The organism is Rhodococcus sp. AB351 (assembly GCF_049538275.1).
In the GTDB taxonomy this organism is placed as follows: domain Bacteria; phylum Actinomycetota; class Actinomycetes; order Mycobacteriales; family Mycobacteriaceae; genus Rhodococcus.
In genome coordinates, this window is record NZ_JBMVFW010000005.1 from 306,497 (window position 1) to 328,744 (window position 22,248).

At 69.5% G+C, this 22,248-nt stretch carries 22 protein-coding genes; 9 read left to right on the forward strand and 13 right to left on the reverse strand.

What is annotated here, in order from left to right; translation table 11 throughout:
• Positions 1-100 precede the first annotated feature (100 nt).
• Together ACPCXD_RS13845 and ACPCXD_RS13850 are read left to right on the forward strand one after the other, a co-directional pair.
• Positions 101-976 (forward strand): LysR family transcriptional regulator, encoded by an 876-nt coding sequence (locus tag ACPCXD_RS13845; protein ID WP_106200561.1) that lies wholly within the window; start codon positions 101-103, stop codon positions 974-976.
• On the forward strand, positions 973-1,920 hold the full coding sequence (locus ACPCXD_RS13850) for a serine hydrolase (protein ID WP_423659965.1): 948 nt from the start codon (positions 973-975) through the stop codon (positions 1,918-1,920). Before ACPCXD_RS13845 ends, ACPCXD_RS13850 begins: the two co-directional genes overlap by 4 nt.
• Here the strand turns inward: ACPCXD_RS13850 and ACPCXD_RS13855 are convergent.
• Entirely contained in the window at positions 1,903-3,171 is a 1,269-nt protein-coding gene (locus ACPCXD_RS13855) for an MFS transporter (RefSeq protein ID WP_088897806.1), read from the reverse strand. The genes ACPCXD_RS13850 and ACPCXD_RS13855 overlap by 18 nt on opposite strands.
• Positions 3,168-3,854 carry a pyridoxamine 5'-phosphate oxidase gene (gene pdxH, locus ACPCXD_RS13860; protein ID WP_202399395.1) on the reverse strand — a complete coding sequence of 229 codons (687 nt, stop codon included), beginning with the start codon at positions 3,852-3,854 and terminating at the stop codon, positions 3,168-3,170. The genes ACPCXD_RS13855 and pdxH overlap by 4 nt, the downstream gene beginning before the upstream one ends.
• 184 nt (positions 3,855-4,038) lie before the next feature.
• Here pdxH and ACPCXD_RS13865 point away from each other — a divergent pair, with 184 nt between their 5' ends.
• From ACPCXD_RS13865 to ACPCXD_RS13880, 4 genes are all read left to right on the forward strand, one after another.
• Positions 4,039-5,166 carry a citrate synthase 2 gene (locus tag ACPCXD_RS13865; RefSeq protein ID WP_059381794.1) on the forward strand — a complete coding sequence of 376 codons (1,128 nt, stop codon included), beginning with the start codon at positions 4,039-4,041 and terminating at the stop codon, positions 5,164-5,166.
• 104 nt (positions 5,167-5,270) lie between these two features.
• Positions 5,271-6,392 (forward strand): phosphoserine transaminase, encoded by a 1,122-nt coding sequence (gene serC, locus ACPCXD_RS13870; RefSeq protein ID WP_060651998.1) that lies wholly within the window; start codon positions 5,271-5,273, stop codon positions 6,390-6,392.
• 220 nt (positions 6,393-6,612) lie between these two features.
• A complete protein-coding gene (sepH, locus tag ACPCXD_RS13875) occupies positions 6,613-7,482 on the forward strand; it encodes a septation protein SepH (protein ID WP_186455329.1) in 870 nt (289 codons plus the stop codon).
• A 14-nt stretch (positions 7,483-7,496) separates the two neighbouring features.
• Complete coding sequence (locus tag ACPCXD_RS13880; RefSeq protein WP_160873797.1) at positions 7,497-8,198, forward strand: DUF6928 family protein; 702 nt, start codon at positions 7,497-7,499, stop codon at positions 8,196-8,198.
• 33 nt (positions 8,199-8,231) lie between these two features.
• Here ACPCXD_RS13880 and ACPCXD_RS13885 read toward each other — a convergent pair whose 3' ends face one another.
• The 8 genes from ACPCXD_RS13885 to ACPCXD_RS13920 form a co-directional block, all read right to left on the reverse strand.
• Positions 8,232-9,815, reverse strand: coding sequence for an alpha/beta hydrolase (locus ACPCXD_RS13885; protein WP_160873796.1), 1,584 nt, complete (start codon positions 9,813-9,815; stop codon positions 8,232-8,234).
• Between the two features lie 127 nt (positions 9,816-9,942).
• Positions 9,943-10,368, reverse strand: coding sequence for a DUF7144 family membrane protein (locus ACPCXD_RS13890; protein WP_059381851.1), 426 nt, complete (start codon positions 10,366-10,368; stop codon positions 9,943-9,945).
• 208 nt (positions 10,369-10,576) lie between these two features.
• Complete coding sequence (locus tag ACPCXD_RS13895) at positions 10,577-10,993, reverse strand: SHOCT domain-containing protein (protein ID WP_059381798.1); 417 nt, start codon at positions 10,991-10,993, stop codon at positions 10,577-10,579.
• Positions 10,994-11,301: 308 nt separating this feature from the next.
• On the reverse strand, positions 11,302-11,727 hold the full coding sequence (locus tag ACPCXD_RS13900) for a DUF7144 family membrane protein (protein WP_059381799.1): 426 nt from the start codon (positions 11,725-11,727) through the stop codon (positions 11,302-11,304).
• A gap of 94 nt (positions 11,728-11,821) precedes the next feature.
• Positions 11,822-12,094, reverse strand: coding sequence for a DUF2537 domain-containing protein (locus ACPCXD_RS13905; protein WP_059381800.1), 273 nt, complete (start codon positions 12,092-12,094; stop codon positions 11,822-11,824).
• Complete coding sequence (locus ACPCXD_RS13910) at positions 12,091-12,897, reverse strand: TrmH family RNA methyltransferase (RefSeq protein ID WP_160873795.1); 807 nt, start codon at positions 12,895-12,897, stop codon at positions 12,091-12,093. Before ACPCXD_RS13910 ends, ACPCXD_RS13905 begins: the two co-directional genes overlap by 4 nt.
• A gap of 139 nt (positions 12,898-13,036) precedes the next feature.
• Positions 13,037-13,468 (reverse strand): Rv0880 family HTH-type transcriptional regulator, encoded by a 432-nt coding sequence (locus ACPCXD_RS13915; RefSeq protein WP_085469263.1) that lies wholly within the window; start codon positions 13,466-13,468, stop codon positions 13,037-13,039.
• Positions 13,469-13,512: 44 nt separating this feature from the next.
• A complete protein-coding gene (locus ACPCXD_RS13920; protein WP_016691320.1) occupies positions 13,513-14,982 on the reverse strand; it encodes an NCS2 family permease in 1,470 nt (489 codons plus the stop codon).
• An 80-nt stretch (positions 14,983-15,062) separates the two neighbouring features.
• Here ACPCXD_RS13920 and ACPCXD_RS13925 point away from each other — a divergent pair, with 80 nt between their 5' ends.
• On the forward strand, positions 15,063-15,314 hold the full coding sequence (locus ACPCXD_RS13925; protein ID WP_016691319.1) for a DUF2530 domain-containing protein: 252 nt from the start codon (positions 15,063-15,065) through the stop codon (positions 15,312-15,314).
• A gap of 39 nt (positions 15,315-15,353) precedes the next feature.
• On the opposite strand, the gene ACPCXD_RS13930 is transcribed toward ACPCXD_RS13925, so the two are convergent.
• Genes ACPCXD_RS13930 through ACPCXD_RS13940 form a run of 3 tightly spaced genes read right to left on the reverse strand, consistent with a single transcriptional unit; the run spans position 15,354 to position 19,529 of the window.
• On the reverse strand, positions 15,354-15,893 hold the full coding sequence (locus tag ACPCXD_RS13930) for a phosphatase PAP2 family protein (protein WP_088897811.1): 540 nt from the start codon (positions 15,891-15,893) through the stop codon (positions 15,354-15,356).
• On the reverse strand, positions 15,890-18,700 hold the full coding sequence (locus ACPCXD_RS13935; protein WP_088897812.1) for a sacsin N-terminal ATP-binding-like domain-containing protein: 2,811 nt from the start codon (positions 18,698-18,700) through the stop codon (positions 15,890-15,892). Before ACPCXD_RS13935 ends, ACPCXD_RS13930 begins: the two co-directional genes overlap by 4 nt.
• Position 18,701: 1 nt before the next feature.
• Complete coding sequence (locus tag ACPCXD_RS13940; protein WP_088897813.1) at positions 18,702-19,529, reverse strand: DUF3027 domain-containing protein; 828 nt, start codon at positions 19,527-19,529, stop codon at positions 18,702-18,704.
• Between the two features lie 135 nt (positions 19,530-19,664).
• Here ACPCXD_RS13940 and ACPCXD_RS13945 point away from each other — a divergent pair, with 135 nt between their 5' ends.
• On the forward strand, positions 19,665-20,480 hold the full coding sequence (locus ACPCXD_RS13945; protein ID WP_423659974.1) for a glutaminyl-peptide cyclotransferase: 816 nt from the start codon (positions 19,665-19,667) through the stop codon (positions 20,478-20,480).
• Between the two features lie 91 nt (positions 20,481-20,571).
• Entirely contained in the window at positions 20,572-22,248 is a 1,677-nt protein-coding gene (locus ACPCXD_RS13950; RefSeq protein WP_423659976.1) for an MFS transporter, read from the forward strand.

The window sequence follows — 22,248 nt, forward strand, 5'->3', positions numbered from 1 at the left end:
AACTATCGCCGCTGTTGGCGGCCGGGACGACGAGCGGGATCCGGCCGCGCGACACGGCGGGTCGACGAATCGTCCGCCGGTGCTGATTGAATCCCCTGCCATGGACCTGATCCGCCATCTCCGGTTCTTCGTCACCGTCGCGGAGGAAGGACACTTCGGGCGGGCCGCGGCGGCGCTCGACATGACGCAACCTCCTCTGTCACAAGGACTTCGGAAACTCGAGCAGCATCTCGGTTCCGAACTCGTGCATCGCACCAGGCAGGGAGCGGTCCTCACTCCTGCCGGAGCCGAACTGCTCCCCCGCGCTCGTCTCCTCGTCGACGACGCCGACCGTTTCCTCGCCGAGGCCGGACGCGTCGCTCGCGCCCGGGGTCTCCTGCACTGGGGCGCCACCCGCGCACTGCCCGACCGCCTGGTCACCCTGTGCGTCACCGCATTGAGCAGACGCGGTGAAGCGACCGTCTCGACACGATCCGCGAGCACCGTCGAACTCGTCGACGCCGTGCGCTCGGGCATGTGCGATCTCGCCGTCGTCGAACATCCGGCCCTGACCGAAGGACTCGACGCCGGCCCGGTGGTCAAACTCCGGCGATGGCTCGTCGTGCCGGCCGACCACCGCAGCGCCCGTTCCGACCGGCCCCGTCTGCCGATGCTCTCCGACCTGACGTTCGCCGCGGCGCCGCGGACGGGGAACCCGGCGGCCTTCGACGCGGTGCAGGATCTGTTGCGCGAACGCGGACTCGATGTCGACACCACCCCGGCGGTGGACGACCGTGCGGTACTCGCCGCCGTGGCCGCCGGTACCCACTTCGGGGTGTCGACCTCACCGCCCGGCTCGGTGCCCGGCGTGGCCTGGCTGGACTGGGCTCCGTCCGCGCTGGCGCTGCGGGTGCGCATCGTGCGACGCGCCGACGCCGACGTCGGTGCGCACGTCGACGCCCTCGACCGCGTCCTGTTCAAGGAACGGGTCCGATGACCGGCGGGGGTCGGCGAGACACGGCGGTCGACCGGATCCGGGCGGTCTTCGCGGATGCGGGGTGCACGGGATGGCTGCACGCCCGCCGATGTTCGGATCCGCGTGCGGCGATGCTGTCGGTGCGCGGGGACGAACGCGTGGTGCTCGCGTCGGTGTACAAGCTTCCGCTGTTCCTCGCGTTCTGTGCAGAGGTGGACGCCGGCCGGCTCGACGCATCCGGGCAGCTGCGGATCGTGCCGTCGGACTGCACCCCCGGACCGACGGGGATCGCGAGCTTCCGGGATCCGGTGACGATGAGCCGACGCGACGTGGCCGCGTCGATGATGACGGTGTCCGACAACGCGGCAGCCGACGTGCTGCTCGGCGAGATCGGCACGACCGCCGTCGAGGAACTCCTCGCGCGCCTCGGACTCACACGGACCCGGATCATCGGTGGCACGGCGGACGTCTATCAACGCCTCGTCGAAGAGACGGACACCCGCACCACCGTCGAGGCGTTCCGGGCGCTCACCGACATCGACGCGGCCTGGACCGTCTCGGCGTACGACCCGGCCTATACGAGCGCGACCACCCCGCAGGAGATGACCCGACTGCTCGAAGCCGTGTGGTCGGGCTCGGTGCTCTCGCCCGAGAGCACCGACTTCGCGCAGCAGGTGATGCGCGCGCAGGTCTGGCCGCATCGCATCGCGTCGGGCTTCCCGCATCGCGGGGTCGCGATCGCGGGCAAGACCGGCACGATCGGCATCATCCGCAACGAGGTGGCGGTCGTCGAGTTCCCCGGCGAGTATCCGATCGCCGTCGCGGTGTTCACCCGCGCCGCCCGCGCGGATCCCGTACTGCCCGTCGTCGACGCGGCGATCGGTGAGGCCGCGCGCATCGCCGTCACGGAGTTGCGGGCTCCCCTGCCGGACGACCCCGCAGGCCCGTCACCCGAGTGTGCGTGAGACCCGGTAGCGCACGAAGGCCGGGAAGGCGACGACGCACACGAGCGTGCCGACGATCACGAGGACGCCTCCCCCGGCAGCCGCGACGGCCGTGCCCGCAGCCGCTGCAGCGGCACCGTGGAGCACGTCGCCGATACGCGGCCCGCCCGCGACGACGACGATGAACACGCCCTGCAACCGGCCGCGCATCTCGTCGGTGGCGACGGTCTGCAGCATCGTCGAGCGGAAGGCCGCGGACACCATGTCGACCGCCCCGCCGAACGCCAGGAAGAACAGGGCGACCCACAGCAGCAGACCGCTGCCCTCGGGTTCGGCCCACCACACCGCGGCGCCGAAACCGACCATCGCCACGCCCCACAGGACGATGCACACGATCACGGCGAGACCCTGGCGCTGCACCCGCGGCAGCCATCCGGAGAAGACACCGCCGACCACCGCGCCGACCGACATCGCCGCGAACAGCAGACCGAGGGCGAAGCCGCCCTGGGCCGGATCGCCGAACGACTCGTGGGCGATCTGCGGGAACAGGGCGCGCGGCATCCCGAACACCATGGCGACGATGTCGACGACGAACGACGCCAGCAGGATCTTCTGGCCCGACAGATATCGGAAACCGTCGAAGACCGCGCGCAGTCCGGCCTTGGTGACCTCACCGAGCGGCGGGATCGCCGGGAGCCGGACCACCGCCCACAGCGTGGCGAGCAGGAAGATCGCATCGAGCAGATAGAGAGTGGACAGTCCCACGACGGGAATGAGAGCGCCGGCGAACAACGGACCGGCGATCGCCCCGAACTGCACGACCGTCATGTTCAGCGAGGTGGCCGCCGCGATCTGCCCGACCGGCAACAGCCGCGGGATCACCGCCGCACGGGTGGGCTGGTTGACGGCGAAGAACGCCTGCTGCACCGAGAAGAGACAGAGCAGCACCCACACGTTGTTCAATCCGATCGCGGCCTGCGCCCACAACAACAGCGACGTGAGACCGAGACCGGTGGAGGTGACGATCAGCAGTTTCCGGCGGTCCATCGCATCGGCCAGGGCTCCACCCCACAGGCCGAACACCACGAGCGGCACGAGCCCGAACACGCCGGTCAGCCCCACATAGGCGGAGTTGCGGGTGATCTCGTAGATCTGCTGGGGTACGGCGACGACCGCCATCTGCGCACCGATGACGGTGACGATCCCGGCCCACCACAGCCGGGCGTAGTCCTTGTTGCGCAGCGGTGTGGTGTCGGCGAGCAGACGCCTCACGGTTGCAGACGCTCGGTGATCCAGCGACCGTCCACCAGCCGGGTCCGGATCCGGTTGTGCAACCGGTTGGGCCGGCCCTGCCAGAACTCGACCGACTCGGGCACGATGCGGAATCCGCCCCAGAACGGCGGTACCGGGATGTCGTCGTCGACCTCGTAGCGCTCGGCGGCCTCGACGAGGGCGTGCTCGAGATCGGCGCGCTCCGCCACCGGACGCGACTGCTGCGACGCCCACGCGCCCAGGCGGGATCCGCGCGGCCGAGTCCGCCAGTACGCCAGGGTCTCCTCGTCGGGCACGCGCACGACCGGCCCGCGGACGGTCACCTGCCGGTAGACCGGCAGCCACAGGAAGGTCGCCGACGCGTAGGGGTGCCCGGCCAGATGACGGCCCTTGTCGGACTCGAAGTTGGTGAAGAAGGTCAGGCCGTCGGCGTCGATCTTCTTGCACAGCACGGTGCGGGTCGCGGGGTGGCCGTGCTCGTCGACGGTCGCGAGCACCATCGCATTCGGCTCGGGCACCGTGGTGGCGACCGCGTTCGCAAACCACGTGCGCACCAGCGGAAGCCAGCCCTCGGCGACATCGCCGGGGGTGAGATCGCGGTCGGCCGGGGACTCGTCGGTCGGCCCGGCCGGGCTGTAGTCGACACGCATACGCGCGAGGTCGTCACCCTCGGGGCGCGGCAACGGGAAATCGGACGGCACGAACGACGACGGTACTCCCGGCATCCGGGCGTCGACGCTCGGACCACGGGAGCTACAGTTTTGACGACGACCCGAGTGGGGCGCCGATCACACCCGACGGTGACCTCATTCCACCGGCAGCGCGGCTCGGACCGGGCCGTGCTCGAACGAGGAGAGCCCAACCGTCATGGCAGCGAGCGCGTCAGTTCCCGAGGATTTCGTCGCAGGACTCGAAGGCGTGGTCGCCTTCACGAGCGACATCGCCGAGCCCGACAAGGACGGTGGCGCACTGCGCTATCGCGGAGTCGACATCGAAGAGCTCGTCGAGAAGGGCGTCACCTTCGGCGACGTGTGGGCACTGCTCGTCGACGGCGAGTTCGGTCGCGGCCTGCACCCGGCCGAGCCGTTCCCCCTCCCGATCCACACCGGCGACGTGCGCGTCGACGTCCAAGCCGGTCTCGCGATGCTCGCACCCATCTGGGGCTTCCGTCCGCTGCTCGACATCGACGACGCGACCGCCCGCGACAATCTCGCCCGCGCCGCGGTGATGGCCCTGTCCTATGTCGCCCAGTCCGCCCGCGGCATCTACCAGCCCGCCGTGCCGCAGCAGCGCATCGACGAGGCGAGCACCGTCACCGAGCGCTTCATGGTCCGCTGGAAGGGCGACCCGGATCCCAAGCACGTCGAGGCGATCGACGCCTACTGGGTGTCGGCGGCCGAGCACGGCATGAACGCCTCGACGTTCACCGCCCGGGTCATCGCCTCGACCGGCGCGGACGCGGCCGCCTCGCTCTCCGGCGCGGTCGGCGCGATGTCCGGCCCGCTGCACGGCGGTGCCCCGGCCCGCGTGCTGCCGATGATCGAGGAGACCGAACGCACCGGCGATCCGCGCGGGCTGGTCAAGGGCATCCTCGACCGCAAGGAGAAGCTCATGGGCTTCGGTCACCGCGTCTACCGCGCCGAGGACCCCCGCGCCCGGGTGCTGCGCAGCACCGCCCAGCGGCTCGACGCTCCCCGTTTCGAGGCGGCGGCCGCGCTCGAACAGGCCGCCCTGGCCGAGCTGCGCGAGCGTCGTCCCGACCGGGCGATCGAGACCAACGTCGAGTTCTGGGCCGCGGTGATCCTCGATTTCGCGGAAGTCCCCGCGGCGATGATGCCCGCGATGTTCACCTGCGGACGGACCGCAGGCTGGTGCGCCCACATCCTCGAACAGAAGCGCCTGGGCAAGCTCGTGCGTCCCGCAGCGATCTACACCGGCCCCGATCCGCGCCCTGCCTCCGAGGTCACGGGCTGGGATTCGATCACGCATCGCTGATGCCTCTTCCCCTGCCGGGCCGACCAGCGCCCGGCGGGGGCTCCGAGGGGGCGGTCTAGACTACCTGTGCACCATGTCCCTCGACTCTTAGGACACGCATTCCGATGGCAGACGCGTCACCGATCATTCCCGCCGACCTCAAGCCCGCAGACGGCCGCTTCGGCTGCGGCCCGTCCAAGGTTCGTCCCGAGCAGCTGCAGTCGCTGGTCGACGTCGGCGCTTCGGTGTTCGGCACCAGCCACCGGCAGAAGCCGGTCAAGGACGTCGTCGCCCGTGTCCGCTCGGGTCTGCGCGACCTGTTCTCCCTGCCCGAGGGCTACGAGGTCGTCCTCGGCAACGGTGGCACCACCGCCTTCTGGGACGCCGCGGCCTTCGGTCTGATCCGGGAGCGTTCGCAGCACTTCACCTACGGCGAGTTCTCGTCGAAGTTCGCGACGGTCGCGAAGAAGAACCCGTTCATCGGCGACCCGATCGTCGTGGGTTCGGAGCCGGGCTCGGCTCCGGAGATCGTCGCCGACGCGTCGGCCGACCTCATCGGCTGGGCGCACAACGAGACCTCGACGGGTGTCGCGGTTCCCGTCCAGCGTCCTGCCGGTTCCGACAACGCTCTGATCGCGATCGACGCGACCTCGGGCGCCGGCGGCCTGCCGGTGAACATCTCCGACGTCGACGTGTACTACTTCGCCCCGCAGAAGAGCTTCGCCGCCGACGGTGGCCTGTGGATCGCGCTGATGAGCCCGGCCGCGCTCGAGCGTGTCGCCGAGATCAAGGAGTCGGGTCGCTTCACCCCCGAGTTCCTGTCGCTGCCGATCGCCGTCGACAACAGCAGCAAGGACCAGACCTACAACACCCCGGCGCTGGCCACCCTGCTGATGTTCGCCAATCAGATCGAGTGGCTCAATGGCAACGGCGGTCTCGACTGGGCCGTCGCGCGCACGAAGGATTCGTCCTCGCGCCTGTACGAGTGGGCCGAGGCCTCCGAGTACGCGACGCCGTTCGTCGCCGATCCGTCGCTGCGTTCGCAGGTCGTCGGCACCGTCGACTTCGCCGACTCCGTCGATGCGGCGCAGGTCGCGAAGATCCTGCGGGCCAACGGCATCGTCGACACCGAGCCGTACCGCAAGCTCGGCCGCAACCAGCTGCGTATCGGCATGTTCCCGGCCATCGATCCCGAGGACGTCACGCAGCTGACCAAGAGCATCGACTGGGTCGTCTCCCAGCTCTGAGCACGCCGCACAGCGGGGCCGGGTCCGATGTCGGATCCGGCCCCGCTGTCGTCATAGTCTCGACCTCGCATCGAGACATTTCGGCGAACCCTGGACGATAACGCGCCGCGTCGGATTTCTTGCGATGTCGCTCGGCGTGGCGCGGCGTGTCCGGCCACGAAAAATATCCAGGTCGGTTACAGTCGGGCGGGTCAATCGCGATCGGCGCGAGGAGGTCAAGGTGCGAGAGCTTCGAGTGGTCGGTCTCGAGCCCGATGCTAAGCATGTGGTGCTCGCCGATCCCACGACGGGGGACAAGTTCCGCATTCCCGTCGACGACACCCTGCGCGCGGCCGCTCGCGGCGATCTGGCCCGTCTCGGCCAGATCCAGATCGAGACGACCAGCCAGCTCCGTCCTCGCGAGATCCAGGCCCGCATCCGCGGCGGCGCCTCGGTCGAACAGGTGGCCGACGAGGCCGGCATCCCGGTCGCCAAGGTCGAACGGTTCGCCTATCCCGTCCTGCTCGAGCGGTCCCGGGCGGCCGACATGGCCAAGAAGGGCCATCCCGTCCGCCCCGACGGTCCCGCCGTCGAGACCCTCCACGAGATCGTCACGCAGGCCTTCCGCGCTCGCGGGCACAGCCTCGACGAGGCCGAGTGGGACGCCTGGCGCGACGACGAGGGCTTCTGGGTCGCACAGCTGCGGTGGCACGCGGGTCGTTCCACGAACCGCGCCCACTGGCGGTACCAGCCCGACGCTCACGGCGGCACGATCACCGCGCTCGACGACATCGCCGCCGATCTCGTCGATCCCGACTGCGGTCGCCCCCTGCGCTACCTGACCCCGGTCTACTCCGCGCGCGACGTCGACGATTCCACCGAGGCGGAGAACGCCGAGCGGCACGCCCCGATCGCGCTGGAGGCCCCCGCCGCCGACGAACCGGCCCCCGAGCCGGTCGCCGACGAGGAGACCGCCGTCGCCGTCACGGTGCCCGACGACACCGACGCATCGCGCACGTCGCAGGCTCCCGCGAAGGACAAGCGCGGCAAGCCGGCACTCCCCTCGTGGGACGACGTGCTGCTCGGTGTGCGCAGTAACGGACGCGTCTGAGGAAGTCGTCGACGATGTCGGCGACGATGTCGACGCTCTGGTACGTCGACGCACCCGATCCCGCAGCGGTCCTGCGCGAGTTCTCCCCGGATCGCGATGCGGCCCAGGCACTTCTGTCGCGCCTGTTCCCGGATCTCCAGGTCGATCCCGGCGGCCGGGTTCCGCTGGCCGAGGCCGGGGATGCCTGCGAGGACGACGGCGTCGAACAATTCCGGATCGGCAGTTATCCCGGTGTGACGGTGGTGTCGAGCCCCCGGTTCGCGCTGCGCCACCCCTCGGAGCTACCCGCGATGTGGTTGCGCACGCCCGCCGCCGAACGCACGTGCCTGCTGGCCTCCGATCCGGCCGGCGCGTGGGGATCGTTCGCCGTGTGGGAGTGCGGCACGCTGCGCCGCAGCTTCGGGGCGAACACCGTCGAGTTCTTCGAGGATCAGGGACTCCCGTTCGTGTGGGAGCGCCCGTTCTGGGCGGGTGAGCATCCGCTCCGCTGGCCGCCGAACGTGCCCCCTCCCCCGGAGTCCCTGCCCTTCCACCCACGCAAGCTCGTCGAGGAGGCCCACGGGGCGTGGCTCGGATTCCGCTACGTCGGCCGTCGCGACGACGAGCTCGACCCGCGGAACATCGAGACGTGGAGTTTCACGCTGCGCACCCCCGTCCCACAGATCTCCGTCCCCGCACCGAAGACCTCCTGGTGGCGGCGACTCGCCGCGCACTGACGTGCCGTCGAGCGACGCTCCCGGTCGGACTCGTCACTCCTCTGCTCCGACAATGGATTTCAGTTCTTCGATGTCGTCGGGCGTGATCTCCGGGGACTGCAGGACGACGGCCCAGGCGTCGACGTACTCGGTGCTGTACTTGTGGCCGTGCCCGGCAGGGACGCCCGTGGAGAAGGGCAGATCGGCCGTGACCTGCCAGAAGGTCACGAACGGGATCCACACCATGTCCTCGAGCACGTCATGGCCGGGGGCTTCGCCGATCCAGTCCGGCTCGCTCGTGATCAGGCGCGGACTCCACCAGACGATCGGATCCGACGGGTGCATCAGATACAGCACCCGGCTGCCCTCCCACGGCTCGTCCGCCGGCGGGATCTCCGCCTGCGGGTCGTTCGTGAACCGCACCGTGCGGCCGTCCCGGAAGACCGGTTCGATCTCGGGGCTGCCGGCCTCCCTGCGATCGCTGAACTCCCGGAAGAGGACGTTGAAATTCGGAGGTCCGGCGAAGACCGTACCCGACGTGCGATTGCGCAGGTCGTACTCGCCGCTGAAGGCGGTCTCCCCGCCGAACGAACCGAGGCTCTCCCCAGCCACGAGCAGTCGGGGGCGGGCGTCCTGGGGAAGCTTCGACCAGACGTCGTAGACCGCGTCGAACAGGTCGCGTCCGGCCTCCCGCGCCTTCGACTGATCGACGAGATACGAGATCCACGAGGGCAGATAGGAGTACTGGATCGCGACCGTCGCGACGTCGCCACCGGTGAGGTACTCGACGGAGTCCACCAGGGCCGGGTCCACCCAGCCGCTCCCCGTCGTCGTCACCACCACCAGGTTGCTCCGCTCGAATCCTCCTGCCCGGGTGAGGTCCTCGACCGCGAGGGACGCGCGATCCTCGGTGTCGTCCGCCGATGCCAGGCCGGCGTAGATCCGGATCGGTTCCAGAGCAGGACCTTCCGCGAACTCGCCGAGTTGCTCGGTGGTCGGGCCCTGCCCGACGAAGATCCGACCCTGCCACCCGAGAGAATCCCACGGAACGACCGAATCCGGTCCACCGGAGCGGAGTGCAGTCGTCGGTTGCTGCACACCTTCCTCGGTTCTCGTGTCCCGCGCCGAGAACGCCGCGTTGGCGGCGTCGATGAAGCCGGCGAGGAGCACTCCGGAGACGATCGCGTACACGAGTCCCGCGACGAGAACCCACCCCACGACGTTCGCGGCCCGCTGCCCGATCCACCGGTCGAGTGTCCGTGCCGCCCAGTGGTACAGAGCGCGGATACCGTGTCCGATCGCCAGCAGCACAGCGAACATCACGACCGCGACGAGCGGGGAGAGGACCGCAAGCGCCAGGTTGTACTCGGAAACCCCCATCAGAGTACGGATCTCGTGCTGCCAGTACTGACCGAGACCGAAGAAGACCGCGAAGAGGACCACCGCGCAGACACCGAAGGTCCACCACGACGTCGCCTTCGGAGGTCGAGGAGGACGGTCGGCGAACGCACGCCACACGAACGCGACGAGCACACCGAGACCGTATCCGATCGCAGCGGTGATCCCGCAGATCATCCCCTGCAGGAGACCGCCGCGCGGGAGCAGCGACGGCGTGAAGGACAGGCACGCGAAAAGCACTGCACCCCAACACCCGGGAAGTGTGAGGTGCAGCGCTTTCCGTCGTGTCCGCGATCGGGGGTCATCGGCCGCGACGTTCGCGACCGGATCGCCCCGGACGCTGCGGCCGTCTTCCTGCACGGTCGCGTCAGTAGTAGTCGGGGCGCGGGTTCCAGGTCGAGATCGCCCAGATCACGACCGCGTCCAGCGCGATGATCAGGATCGACCACCACGGGTAGTACGGCAACCACAGGAAGTTCGCGATGATCGACAACGCCGCGAGGACGATCGCCGTGACACGGGCCCAGGTGGCACCGCTCATCAACGCGAGACCGGCGACCAGCATCACGACACCGAGGACGATGTGGATCCATCCCCACGTGGTGAAGTCGAACTTGAACGTGTATTCCACGCCCCGGACGAACACTTCGTCCTCGGCCACCGCAGCGATGCCCTGGAAGAGCTGGACGACGCCGACCGTTGCCAGGATGATCGCGGCCCCGATCGAGGTGCCTGCGGCGATGCCCTGTTTCACACTCATCCCGTCTCTGTCGGGACGTACGTCATGCGACATGACGATCCTCTCGTGTACGAAGGAGACATCGATCGTGCACCGACCCTCGCGAGGAGCGGTCACGATCCGATTCGGAGGAACAAGGGTGCTGCGGGTTACGCTGTCACCCTTACATTTTCAACCGCCGGCTGCCCCGACGCGACACGACGATCGCACGAGCCGACCATGGGAGGGCACCGTTCTTCGATGCCCTCCCCGCACCGATGGTTCACGCGATGGGCACGCCGTCGCGTCCGGTCGTGACGTTGCCGAGCGCCTGCGCCTTGAGGTGTTCGTACTCCGTGGGTGTGATCGCACCCGAATCGAGCAGGGCCTTGGCGTCGGCGATCTGCTGGGCCGGGGATTTCCCGACCGCCACGGTCCGGATGTACTCGTCGGTGGCCTGCTTCGCCTCCGCTTGGGCCTGCTGCGCCCGCAGTGCCATCCCGCGGCCCCGAGCGATCAGATAGACCAGTGCCGTGAGGTACGGGAGGATCACCAGTCCGATGACCCACACCGCTTTGACCCAGCCGGACACGGAGTGATCACGGAAGAGGTCGACGATGATTTGGAACAGGACGATCAGGTATGCCACGAATGCGAATACGACGACTGTGTACCACACGTAGTCCCAGAATGAATCCATAGCCGAACCTCCTCGGCCGGACCGGGGGACGGAACGATGCCCGCGAAACCGCCCGGAAATTGAAGATCTCGAATCCTGTTTCCCCCTGCGGCGTGCCGCTGCCGGCACCACCACCAGTCACGGCTCATCCGCTCGTCGACACCGGATCGAATCGTGGCATCTGTCCGACTCCGGCGTCGGCGGGTGTCTCTACAAGCCATGACGACCTCCGTCCCTCCCGTCCGGAAGGAACGCATAAACCATACGCCCATCACGAGTGAAGGACACCTGTTTTCGCTGATCGTGCGCCCGGCGCACGACCGGGTCGTTCAGGAGTAGATCGCTCGGGGGTTCCACGCCGAGATCGCCCAGATCACCATCACGTCGAGCGCGATGATCAGGATCGCCCAGCCCGGATAGTTCGGTAGCCACAGGAAATTCGCCACGATCGACAGTGCGGCGATGACGATCGCCACCACGCGCGCCCAGGTCGCACCGGCGATCAATGCGATTCCCACCACCGCCATCGCGACCCCGATGACGATGTGGATCCATCCCCACGTCGTGAGGTCGAACGCGAACGTGTATTCCGGCCCGGCGACGAGCAACTCGTCGCCGGCGACCGCAGCGATCCCCTGGAGGATCTGCAGCGCGCCGATCAAGGTCAGGATGATGGCGGCTCCCACCGACATCCCGGCTGCCAGACCCTGACCGATCGTCATGTGCTCTTGTTCGGCATGCGCACCGTGGGACATGATGCTCCTTTCGGCCCACCCGACATTTCCGAGTGTGCGCTTCGGAGACGTTCTGCGGAATGCCTGCCGCGGGAGGAATGCTCCGCAGGGACGGTCAGGACACGATCAGCGCGAGCCAGCCGAACGGCACACCGGCCACGAAACCGGCGGCAAGCCAGCGCAGTACCTGCACCCGGAGCCACGACCACACGGTCGGCGCAACTCCCGCGACCGTCACGACATTGACGACGACGGCGAGGGCCGGATGGATCCGTCCGAGCGCCTGCCCGCAGGCGACGACGGTGATGACGGTGGCGACGAAGGAGAATGCCGTCAGTGTGAGCCCCGTCGCCCAGGGGGTGGGCGCGGGGCCGCGAGCCTGGCTCATCGCGGGAGCCGCACCCGCTCGTAGAACGCCATCGCAGCAGCGGTGGCCACGTTCAGCGAATCGGTGCCGGGAGCCATGGGAATGCGGGCGCGCACGTCGGTCGCCCGCATCGCATGCTCGGTCAGGCCCGGGCCCTCGGCACCGAGGAGCAGCGCGACCTTCTCCCCCGTCATCGCTTCGGCGAGCGGGATCGCCTGCGGGTCCGGGGTCAGCGAGATCAGCTGGAAGCCACTGCTGCGCAACAGATCCAGGTCGGACGGCCACCGGTCGACGTGCGCGAAGGGGACACGGAGGACGTGCCCCATCGACACACGCACCGCACGCCGGTACAGAGGGTCGGCGCATCCCTTCCCGAAGAGCACACCGTCGACACCGAGCCCGGCGGCGTTGCGGAACATCGAGCCGATGTTCTCGTGGTCGTTGACCCCTTCGAGCACTGCGACCGTGCTCGCCTTGTCGAGGACGTCGTCGAGCGACAGCGGTTCGGGCCGGTGCGCGACGGCGAGCACCCCGCGGTTGAGGTGGAAGCCGACGACCTCCGCCATGGTCGCCGCATCGGTGCGGTAGAACGGCACGTCGACGTCGCGCAGGTCGTCGGCGAGTTCGTCCAGCCGCCGACCCACTCCGAGCAGGCTCGTCGGCGCGAACCGGGAGTCGAGCATGCGTTGGACCACCAGCACACCCTCCGCGATCACCAACCCCTTGCCGCCGGGAAGGTCGGGCCGACGGTCCGCGGAGTTGAGATCGCGGAAGTCGTCCACCCGGGGGTCGGAAGGATCGTCGATGTCGATGACGTGAACCACCGGGTCATTCTCCCAGCGCCCCCACGTCCTCCCGCACCGGGTCGGTCGTCATCGACCGCAGTGCGGTCGGGCGTCACCACCGCGGTGCGGTCGGTCGTCACCACCGCGGTGCGGTCGGTCGTGATCGACCGCGGGGCGGTCAGTCGTCTTCAGCGACGAGCGCCGTGAGGATTCCGACGGCGTCGCGCAGCGTGGCGAGCGAGTCGGGATCGAGCTTCTCGAGCCGTTCGGTCAGCCACGCTTCGCGTGCCTGCGCCTCGTCGGCGAGCAGCTCGCTCCCGGCGTCGGACAGCGTCACGATGATCTGTCGTCCGTCGGTCGGGTGCGGTGTCCGTTCGACGAGACCGAGTTCGTGCAGAGACGCGATGACCCTGGTCATCGAGGGTGGTTGGACGCGTTCGCGCGCTGCCAGTGCCCCCGGGGTCATCGCACCCTCCTGCGCGAGGGTGGCCATCGCCGAGATCTGGGTCAGGGAAACTCGGGAATCGCTGCGTCTCCCCCGCAAATGACGCGTCAGACGCACTACGGCGAGTGAGAGGTCACCGGCGAGTGCGCGTGTATCCGAGATCATGGCGTGCAGAATACGTCACATCGCCCGAAACACGCGTCGGCCGTCTAGGTGAGCAGTTCCGTGAGGGGATCGACCGAGAAGTACAGGGCGAACAGCACTGCGACGATCCACATCAGCGGGTGGATGGTGCGGATCTTGCCGCTGGCGGCGTGCAGGATCACCCAGGTGATGAAGCCGACGCCGATGCCGTTGGCGATCGAGTAGGTGAACGGCATGACCATGATGGTCAGGAAGGCCGGCAGGGCGATCTCGAACTTGGTGAAGTCGATGTCGCGGACCTGACCGATCATCAGGGCGCCGACGACCACGAGTGCCGGGGAGGCCGCCTCGATGGGGACCACCTCGTACAGCGGGGTCAGGAACATCGCGAGCAGGAACAGCACGCCGGTGACCACGTTGGCCAGGCCGGTGCGGGCTCCTTCCGCGATACCCGAGGCCGATTCGACGAACACCGTGTTCGACGAGGCGGAGGCGCCGCCACCGACGATGGCGCCGGTGCCCTCGACGACGAGGGCCTTGCCGATACCGGGCAGGGTGCCGTTCTTGTCGGCCAGGCCGGCTTCCTTGCCGAGGCCGGTCATGGTGCCCATGGCGTCGAAGAAGTTCGCAAGGACGAGGGTGAACACGAGCAGGGTCGCGGCGATCACGCCGATGCGGGTGAACGCGCCGAACAGGTCGACGTTGCCGACGAGGCTCAGGTTCGGGATGCCGAAGAAGGAGTCGGGGGCCTCGGGGGTGCTGAGGTTCCAGCCCTTGGGGTTGGTGCCCAGCGAGGGGCCGACGTCGGCGATGGCCTCGATGATCATCGACAGGATCGTGGTGGCGACGATGCCGATCAGCAGTCCGCCGCGCACCTTGCGGGCGACGAGCACACCCATCAGCAGCACGCCGATGACGAAGACGAAGGTCGGCCACGACGCGATCGATCCGTCGATGCCCAGGCCGACGGGCACGGTGGTGCCGGCGGCGTCGGGGATGCGGCGGACGAAGCCGGCGTCGACGAGGCCGATCATGGCGATGAAGGCGCCGATACCGGCGGCGATGGCGGCCTTGAGTTCTGCCGGGATCGCGTTGAAGACCGCGGTGCGGAAACCGGTCAGGGCCAGCACGACGATGATGATGCCGTCGATGACGACCAGGCCCATCGCTTCGGGCCAGGTGACCTGCGGCGCGATGGTCACCGCGAGCAGGCTGTTGATGCCGAGGCCGGCGGCGATGGCGAACGGATAGTTGGCGACCACACCGAAGACGATGCTCATGAAGCCGGCGACCAGCGCGGTGACGGCGGCGACCTGGTTGATGGGCAGGATGTTGCCCATCACGTCGACCTTCGCGCTCGCGTCGTCGGCGGAGAAGCTACCGAGGATCAGCGGGTTGAGGACCACGATGTACGACATCGCGAAGAACGTGACGATGCCGCCACGCACCTCCCGGGACACGGTGGAACCGCGTTCCGTGATCTTGAAATAGGTGTCCAGAAAGGACGTTCGCTTGGAGTCGGTGCCTACGGCCATGTCCACAAATCCGCTCGTCGAGTACGGGGCGTCGCAACGGGAACCGATTATTGCAGCGCGAAGGAACTAATCTGCAAACCGTGGAACCCGCCCAGCTCGTCGCAGCCCGCATCCGACGCCTCGCCGACCCTCGCCCCGCGCTCGCCGTGGGAACCGGTCTGTGGGTGGTGGCGACCGTCGTCGTGGCGGTGGTGGGCGGCGAGCTCCGGGACGATGTGCTCCCGGTCTGCGTGGCGGGAATCGTGGTGGGGCTGCTGGGAACTGCGCTCTTCCTGCTGCAGCGCCGGGCCGCCCGGCGCGGCGACCGGGGTGCCCAGGTGGGGCTGGACTGACCCTCGCCCACAGCCGTCCGCGACACGCCCGCAGCGGTGTCAGCGACGGATCCGCACCCGAGTGATCAACCACACCCACAGCAGTGCCCATGTGATCCCGAAGATCCAGCCCGCGACGACATCGGTGAACCAGTGCGCCGCGAGGTAGACGCGGGAGAGCCCGATCACGACGGTGTAGGCGGCGAGCGCGATCGTCGCGGCGGTCCGGCGGCGATCGCCCCGCGGCCATGTGCGCACGACGACCGCGATGAGCACCGTGGCCAGAACGGCGCTGGTCATCGCATGTCCGGACGGGAACGATTCGGTGTGCAGGGCCAGCAGCCGTTCGGGTTCCGGTGGCCGGACGCGGCCGAACAGATTCTTGAGCAGGACCATCACCGGCCAGCCCGTGAGGACCGCTCCGGCGACGAGGACGGCGTCGGACAGACGATCGGCCCGCACCAGCAGCAGCGTCGTCACCGCGGCGATCAGGGTCGTGGCGACTCCCCCGCCCGTGTGGGTGAGTGCGGTCACGGCGGTGGTCAGCCCCGGCTCACGGATCGACACCATCCAGTCGAGCACCGCGGCATCGAGCGTCACGGTTCGGTTCTCACGTCCGGAGCCGCGAACGCGGTGAGTGCCGCCGCCAGACCGGCCGGTGTGCTGTGGACGGTGCCGGCCGCGTCGACCCACCACGGGACCTCGACCTCACCGGTCAGCGCTCCGGAGCAGCGGACGACGAGTCGGTCGTGCAGCGCGAGCACCCCGCGCGGAAGCGGCACACCCGCGACGATCCCGGCCAGGACCGCGGCCGGTTCGCGCTCCCACGTCGAACTCCGGCCCTGCTCGACAGGTTCGGCGTCGATCACCGCGGATGCCACGGCGATGTCGAGCACGTCCGCGAGCGCGTGGGCGGTTCCCCGGCCCCCGGTGACGAGCCGGTCGTGCGGGATCGCGGCCGCGAACCACGGACGGTCGGGCACGAGAGCGTCGGCTGCATCGACGACGACACCCACCAGGCTGCGCACCCCGTCGGGCAGGGTCACCGACTCCGGGTCGAGACCACCCGACGAGAAGGCCGCTGCGAGCGCGTCGTGGGCGGCGACGATCGCGGCCGGTCCCGGCGACCTGCTGTCGTCCGCGAGCCGGTCGAGCAGTGTTTGTGCCAGATCGGTGTCGTCGATCCGCGTACCGGCGAGGGCGCTGCGGAAGGCCGATGCGTCGGGGTGGGTGCAGGGGTCGAGCAGACCCTCGAAGAGGGTGTCGTCGGCGAATCGGTAGTGCCCCAGAGGCCGGCCGTCGAGCGACGCGCGGGTGCGCAGGTACCACGCCGTGTATCCGGCGGGGTCGGTGATCGCCTCGGCCGTCGCAGGTTCGGCGGCCAGCAGGGTCAATGCCCGCGACCAGCGGCGATCGTCGACGAGATCGAGGTCGCGCACGGCGACGAGCACCTCGGGATCGTCGTCGAGCCGCTCCCACCACAGGTGCTCGTCGGGCAGGTCGTGGTCGGGTCCGGTCGGCAGTTCCGCGCGCAGGACCGTGAAACCCCAGCCCACACCGATCGCGCGCAGGGCGTCGGCGCCGTACCGGTCGGGGACGGACGGGTCGACGGTGCCGAAGGGCGCGTCCGCGACCAGCACTTCTGCGAGCGGTGCACCGGGAAGCAGCAGTTCGTCGGCGGGGACGAGGTCGCCGTGGGCGTCGGGCAACAGCAGCGCCCCGAGTTCGCGGGGCACGGCCGTGGGCGACACGAGCGGCACCAGCCGCAGCACGACGTCGGCGAGCTCACCGGCCGGGAAGTCGCCGTCCGGGTCGATGTCGTCGGGATCGGTGTCCTCGACGGCCGCGACGAGCGCCGGGTCGGCGAGCAGGTCCTCGACCGTCACGGTGCCGGCTCCGAGCCGGGCGAGCAGCGGATGCGCGGCGTCGGGATGGACGAGACGCACCCACGGCATCGACACCGGGCCGAGATCCTGCAGTTGCGTCGCGAGCACGGCCGTGCGCGGGCCGGTCACGGTCCGGCCGTCCGACAGCGGAACGGGAAGGGACGCGAGTTCCTCGGCTGCGACCGCGTCGACAACGAGCGGAGTGAGCGCCTCGTACAGGCGGTTCCACCACTTCGGATCGCGTTCGTGCCCGGAGAGCAGTTCGGCCAGTCGCGCGAGACCGAGCCGATGCACGCCGACGGCGGTCAGCGCGGAGGCATGTCGCGGCCCGCACAACTCGGGGATCACGAGTCCCGGGACGACCTCGCCGAGGACGTCGGCGAGCTCGTCGGTGAGACCGGGGAGTGCGACGGCCCGGTCGGGCACCAGATCGGCGCTGCCGTCGGCGGCGGGAAGCCACGCGCCGGCAGCCAGCTCGTCGAGGATCGCCTCGCGGATCCGTCCGTCGACCTCGCTGCGCGCGAAACCCGGCAGGGGCACCAGGTCGAGTCGCTGCTCGGCGGGCAGAGCCGCGACGAACCGCGCGTATCCGCGGGCGACGTTCTCGACATGGGCGCCGGGAAGCACACGCCGCCGGTCGGGTTGCATGGCGACGTCGGCGACGACGATCGCAGGGAGCGACAGCTCCTCGTCGGAGCGGGTGGGGGCCCGCAGGACGTCGTTGCGGACCGGGTCGATCCGCCCGTCGACGACGGGCACCAGCCATCGCGCCGACGCTCCGGTGAACTCCCACCAGGTGCGATCGCCGATCCGCACCTCCCATAGGCCGCTGTCGAGTTCGCGCCGGTGACGGGTGAATTCGTCGTCTGCGACGACGAGGGTGTGCAGGCCCGGGAGTTCGAGCAGGATGTCGTGGGCCTCGGAACGGAAGGCGTCGAGCAACGCGACCGCGTCGACTCCCGGGCGTAGGACGAGCACGACTTCGGTGTCGCTGCCGGTCGCCGGCGGTGTCTCCGTCGGCCACACGAGGCGCAGCGCCGGGACACCGGATTCCGGCTCGGGCAGGTTCCGCTCGGCGAGCACCGCGCGGGTGCGGTCGGCCGAGAAGTGGAGCGAACCGGTGCGCGAACGCACCTCGATGTCGTCGGAGACCGACAGCACCGCCGTGAAGCCGACACCGAACCGCCCCACGGTGGATCCCGCGCCGGTCTTGTTCGACGAGCGCAGCGCGGTCAGCGCGTGGACACCGCCCTCGTCGAGCGGCTCACCGATGTTCGCGACGTGGAGACGGCCTTCGGCGAACCACACCCGCAACTCACCCGGCACACCGGCACGTGCCGCGGCGTCGGCGGCGTTCTGGGCGAGCTCGGTCAGGACGCGGTCGCGGTACCCCGCACGGACGTGATCGGCCTCGGTGGCCGCGTCCTCGCGCAGACGGGTGGGCGACGACGACCAGGCCGCGATGATCCCTTCGCGTAACGCCGCGGTCCCGAACGGATCCGCGGGGTCCGGCCGGGTCACGTCAGTCGGTCTGTTCCGACTCGGGCGGGGACGGCTCGGACGACTCGGCGGTGGAATCGGTCGGCGCGGAATCGGTCGGCGCGGACTCGGTGGCCGGCCCGAGCTCGACGACCTCCACTGCCGAATCGTCGAACGCCTCGTAGATCGGCGAACCGGCGCCGGTGGGCAGGGTCGTGTCGGAATGCGCGCCGCACCCGTACTCGGCATGCACGACGTGACCGTCGGCGGCGAACTCGTTCCCGCAGACGCCGAAGGCCGCGCGCAGCGATCCGGCGAGCGGAAGGTAGAAACCGCACAGGCGGCACGAGGACGGAGCGGCCTTCGCCATCTCCGAGCCGGGGCCGTACTCTCCGTCGAACCAGCGCTGCGCTGCCTCGAGGCGACCCTCCAGGCTCATGACCTGCTTGCGGCCCAGCCCGATCTCGAGAGCGGTCTCGTCGACCTCGGGGTCGCCGGACTGCATGTAACCGGGGACCAGGCGCACGTCGTCGGGAGCGGGAGCCAGCAGGTCGCCGGGGCCCAGATCGCCGGGACGGATCCGCTCGCTCCACGGCACCCACTCGGGCGCGACGAGCGCGTCGGGACCGGGCAGGAGCACGAGTTCGCTCACCGTCACCCGATCCGAGTCCGGGGCGGCGGCCACGACGACGGCCCACTGCCACCCGCGGTAGCCCGGCAACTCCGAGGCGAAACGATGGGTGGCCGAGCACTCGTCCTCGCGCGTCACGCCCAGATAGGCGCCGACTCCACCGTCCCCGAGTTCGTCGAGTGCGGCCCGGGCGAGGTCGACGGCGTCGGCGAGCACGGAACGCACCGCCGGATCGACCACGGGGTTCGTTCCTCGGGAAGTGGAAGCAGAGGCAACACTCACGGCCCCCATTCTGCCTGACCTGTCTGCTCCGGCGCCTGCGGGTCGCGGAAGGTCGTACAGGCACCGCTCACGCGCGAGGTGCAGGATGGGCGCGTGCCCCGTCTTCTCCTCTCGGCCGCGGTCGCGACGGTCGTCTGCGTCACCACCGCCGGATGTGGCGACGATCTCGTCGCCGAACCCGGTCCACCCGCCACCGAACTCGGTGTGGAGGTCGTCGCCACGCACCCCCACGATCCGGAAGCGTTCACCCAGGGCCTCGAGATCGACGAAGGCGAACTGCTCGAAGGCACCGGCCGGGCCGGGCGCTCGTGGGTGTCGGCCCGGGAGGTCGACCTCGACAGCGGGACCGTCACCCTCGCCGAGACCGAGCGCACCCGCGAACCCGTCCTCGACGATCTTTTCGGTGAGGGCATCACCGTGGTCGGCGACGAGCTGTGGCAACTGACCTGGAAGGACGGCACGGCCGTCGTCCGCGATCGCGACACCCTCCTCGAGAAGCGCCGGGTCGACTACGACGGCGAGGGCTGGGGGCTGTGCGCGCAACCCGACCGCCTGGTGATGAGCGACGGCTCGGCCGAGCTGATCTTCCGCGACCCGGCCACCTTCGACGAACTCGGGCGCGTCACCGTGCACCGGGACGGGCGTGCCGTGTCGGAGCTCAACGAACTCGAGTGCACCGAGGACGGCAGGGTCTGGGCGAACGTGTGGCAGACGGACGAGATCGTGCTGATCGATCCGGCGTCGGGCCGCGTGGAGGCCCGGGTCGATGCGGCTCCGCTGCGCGATCGGCTGCCCGAGGACGCCGATGTGGACGTCCTCAACGGCATCGCGCAGATCCCCGGGACCGATCGGTTCCTGGTGACGGGCAAGTACTGGCCGACGCTGTTCGAAGTGCGTTTCGTGGAGTGATCCGGGTGGCATACCGATCGCGACACGCGTCACTCGGGCCACGTGCCGCCCTTGTGTTACAGCCGCTATCGCGTGGGGAAGAATCGAAGACGTGACCGAACCGGACGAGCGACCCGCCCCCGAGGGAGCGGACGGCCGTGCCCCGGGTTCGCAGCATCCGGGGTACAGCAACTATCCGCCTCCGCGCCGCGTCTCGGGCCGTCGCACTCCCCTACCGCCCCTGCATCCCGTCGACCATCCGCGCCGACCGCCGGGTGCGTCGGCCGCCGGTCGGGCGGAGTCCTCGTCCGAGACCGACTCGCCGCGCGCCCCGCGCATGCCGCGGAAGTTGACGGTGACGCGGGTCGCGGCCCTGCGCAGCCGCGAACTCACCTCGAAGGGCATCGCGACCTTCCGTCGAGCGGCCACGGCCGACGGCGCCGACAAGTCGGGCCTGACCGCGCTCACCTACGCGACGATGGCGAACTTCGCCTCCGACGCGGCCATCGCCGTCGCGCTCGCGAACACCCTGTTCTTCTCGGCGGCCACCGGTGAGGACAGGACGAAGGTCGCGCTGTATCTGCTCATCACGATCGCGCCGTTCGCGATCATCGCCCCGCTCATCGGGCCGTTGCTCGACAGGTTGCAACACGGTCGTCGCGTCGCTCTGGCGACGTCGTTCGCGCTGCGCACGGTGCTCGCAGTGGTGCTGGTGTTCAACTTCGACAGCTGGCTGTTGTATCCGGCGGCCCTCGGCATGATGGTGCTGAGCAAATCGTTCGCGGTGCTCAAATCCGCGGTGACACCCAGAGTCCTGCCACCGGAGATCGACCTGGTGCGGGTGAACTCCCGGTTGACAGTCTTCGGCCTGGTCGGCGGCACGATCGGCGCCGGCGCGATCGCGGCGGCCGCAGCGTGGGCGTTCGGTTCGTCGGGCGCGCTGTGGCTGTGCGCCGGGATCACCGCATTCGGCGCCTACCTGAGCATGCGTATCCCTGCCTGGGTCGAGGTCACCGAGGGCGAGGTGCCGGCGACGCTGTCGTACCACCGCTCCGACGCGCGCACCGAGGTGCTGAACGCCGACACCGTGACCGAGGTGATCGTCACCAAGTCCGGCAAACGCAAGCAACCGCTGGGACGGGCGGTGGTGACCGGGCTGTGGGGCAACGGCACGATCCGCATCCTCACCGGCTTCCTGACCTTGTTCATGGCGTTCGTCGCGAAGAACACCACCGGGCAGGATCCGCTCATGCAGGCCGCGATGCTCGGTGGTGTCGGTGCCGCCGCTGCGGTCGGCAACTTCGCGGGCAACGCCACCGGGGCGCGACTCGCGCTCGGACGGCCCGCTCTGATCGTCGTGCGATGCACCGCCGCGGTCGTCGTCGTGGCCGCCGTCGTCGCCGCGACCGGCAACGTCCTGGCCGCTGCGCTCGCGGCGCTCGTCGCGGCGTGCGCCAGCGCGCTGGCCAAGGTCTCGCTCGACGCATCGCTCCAGCAGGACCTTCCCGAGGAGTCGATCGCGTCCGGTTTCGGCAGGTCCGAGACGGTCCTCCAGCTCAGTTGGGTGTTCGGTGGGGCGATGGGTGTGCTGCTGCCGACCGAGCTGTGGCTCGGATTCGCTGTGGTCTCGGTCGTGCTGGTTCTCGGATTCGCGCAGACGGTGCTGACATACCGTGGGGGGACATTGCTGCCGGGATTCGGCGGCCGTCGACCCGAACGCGTCTCCACCGAGACGGCTGCCGGGCGAAGGCGCGCCGGTGGATCCCCCACCGAAGATTGGAACAGTTGA

Coding starts and splice junctions, on each gene's coding strand:
- ACPCXD_RS13845 (WP_106200561.1), top strand. CDS start 101: ATGGACCTGATCCGCCATCTCCGGTTCTTCGTCACCGTCGCGGAGGAA.
- ACPCXD_RS13850 (WP_423659965.1), top strand. CDS start 973: ATGACCGGCGGGGGTCGGCGAGACACGGCGGTCGACCGGATCCGGGCG.
- ACPCXD_RS13865 (WP_059381794.1), top strand. CDS start 4,039: ATGGCAGCGAGCGCGTCAGTTCCCGAGGATTTCGTCGCAGGACTCGAA.
- serC (WP_060651998.1), top strand. CDS start 5,271: ATGGCAGACGCGTCACCGATCATTCCCGCCGACCTCAAGCCCGCAGAC.
- ACPCXD_RS13880 (WP_160873797.1), top strand. CDS start 7,497: ATGTCGGCGACGATGTCGACGCTCTGGTACGTCGACGCACCCGATCCC.
- ACPCXD_RS13890 (WP_059381851.1), bottom strand. CDS start 10,368: ATGTCGCATGACGTACGTCCCGACAGAGACGGGATGAGTGTGAAACAG.
- ACPCXD_RS13895 (WP_059381798.1), bottom strand. CDS start 10,993: ATGGATTCATTCTGGGACTACGTGTGGTACACAGTCGTCGTATTCGCA.
- ACPCXD_RS13900 (WP_059381799.1), bottom strand. CDS start 11,727: ATGTCCCACGGTGCGCATGCCGAACAAGAGCACATGACGATCGGTCAG.
- ACPCXD_RS13905 (WP_059381800.1), bottom strand. CDS start 12,094: ATGAGCCAGGCTCGCGGCCCCGCGCCCACCCCCTGGGCGACGGGGCTC.
- ACPCXD_RS13915 (WP_085469263.1), bottom strand. CDS start 13,468: ATGATCTCGGATACACGCGCACTCGCCGGTGACCTCTCACTCGCCGTA.
- ACPCXD_RS13920 (WP_016691320.1), bottom strand. CDS start 14,982: ATGGCCGTAGGCACCGACTCCAAGCGAACGTCCTTTCTGGACACCTAT.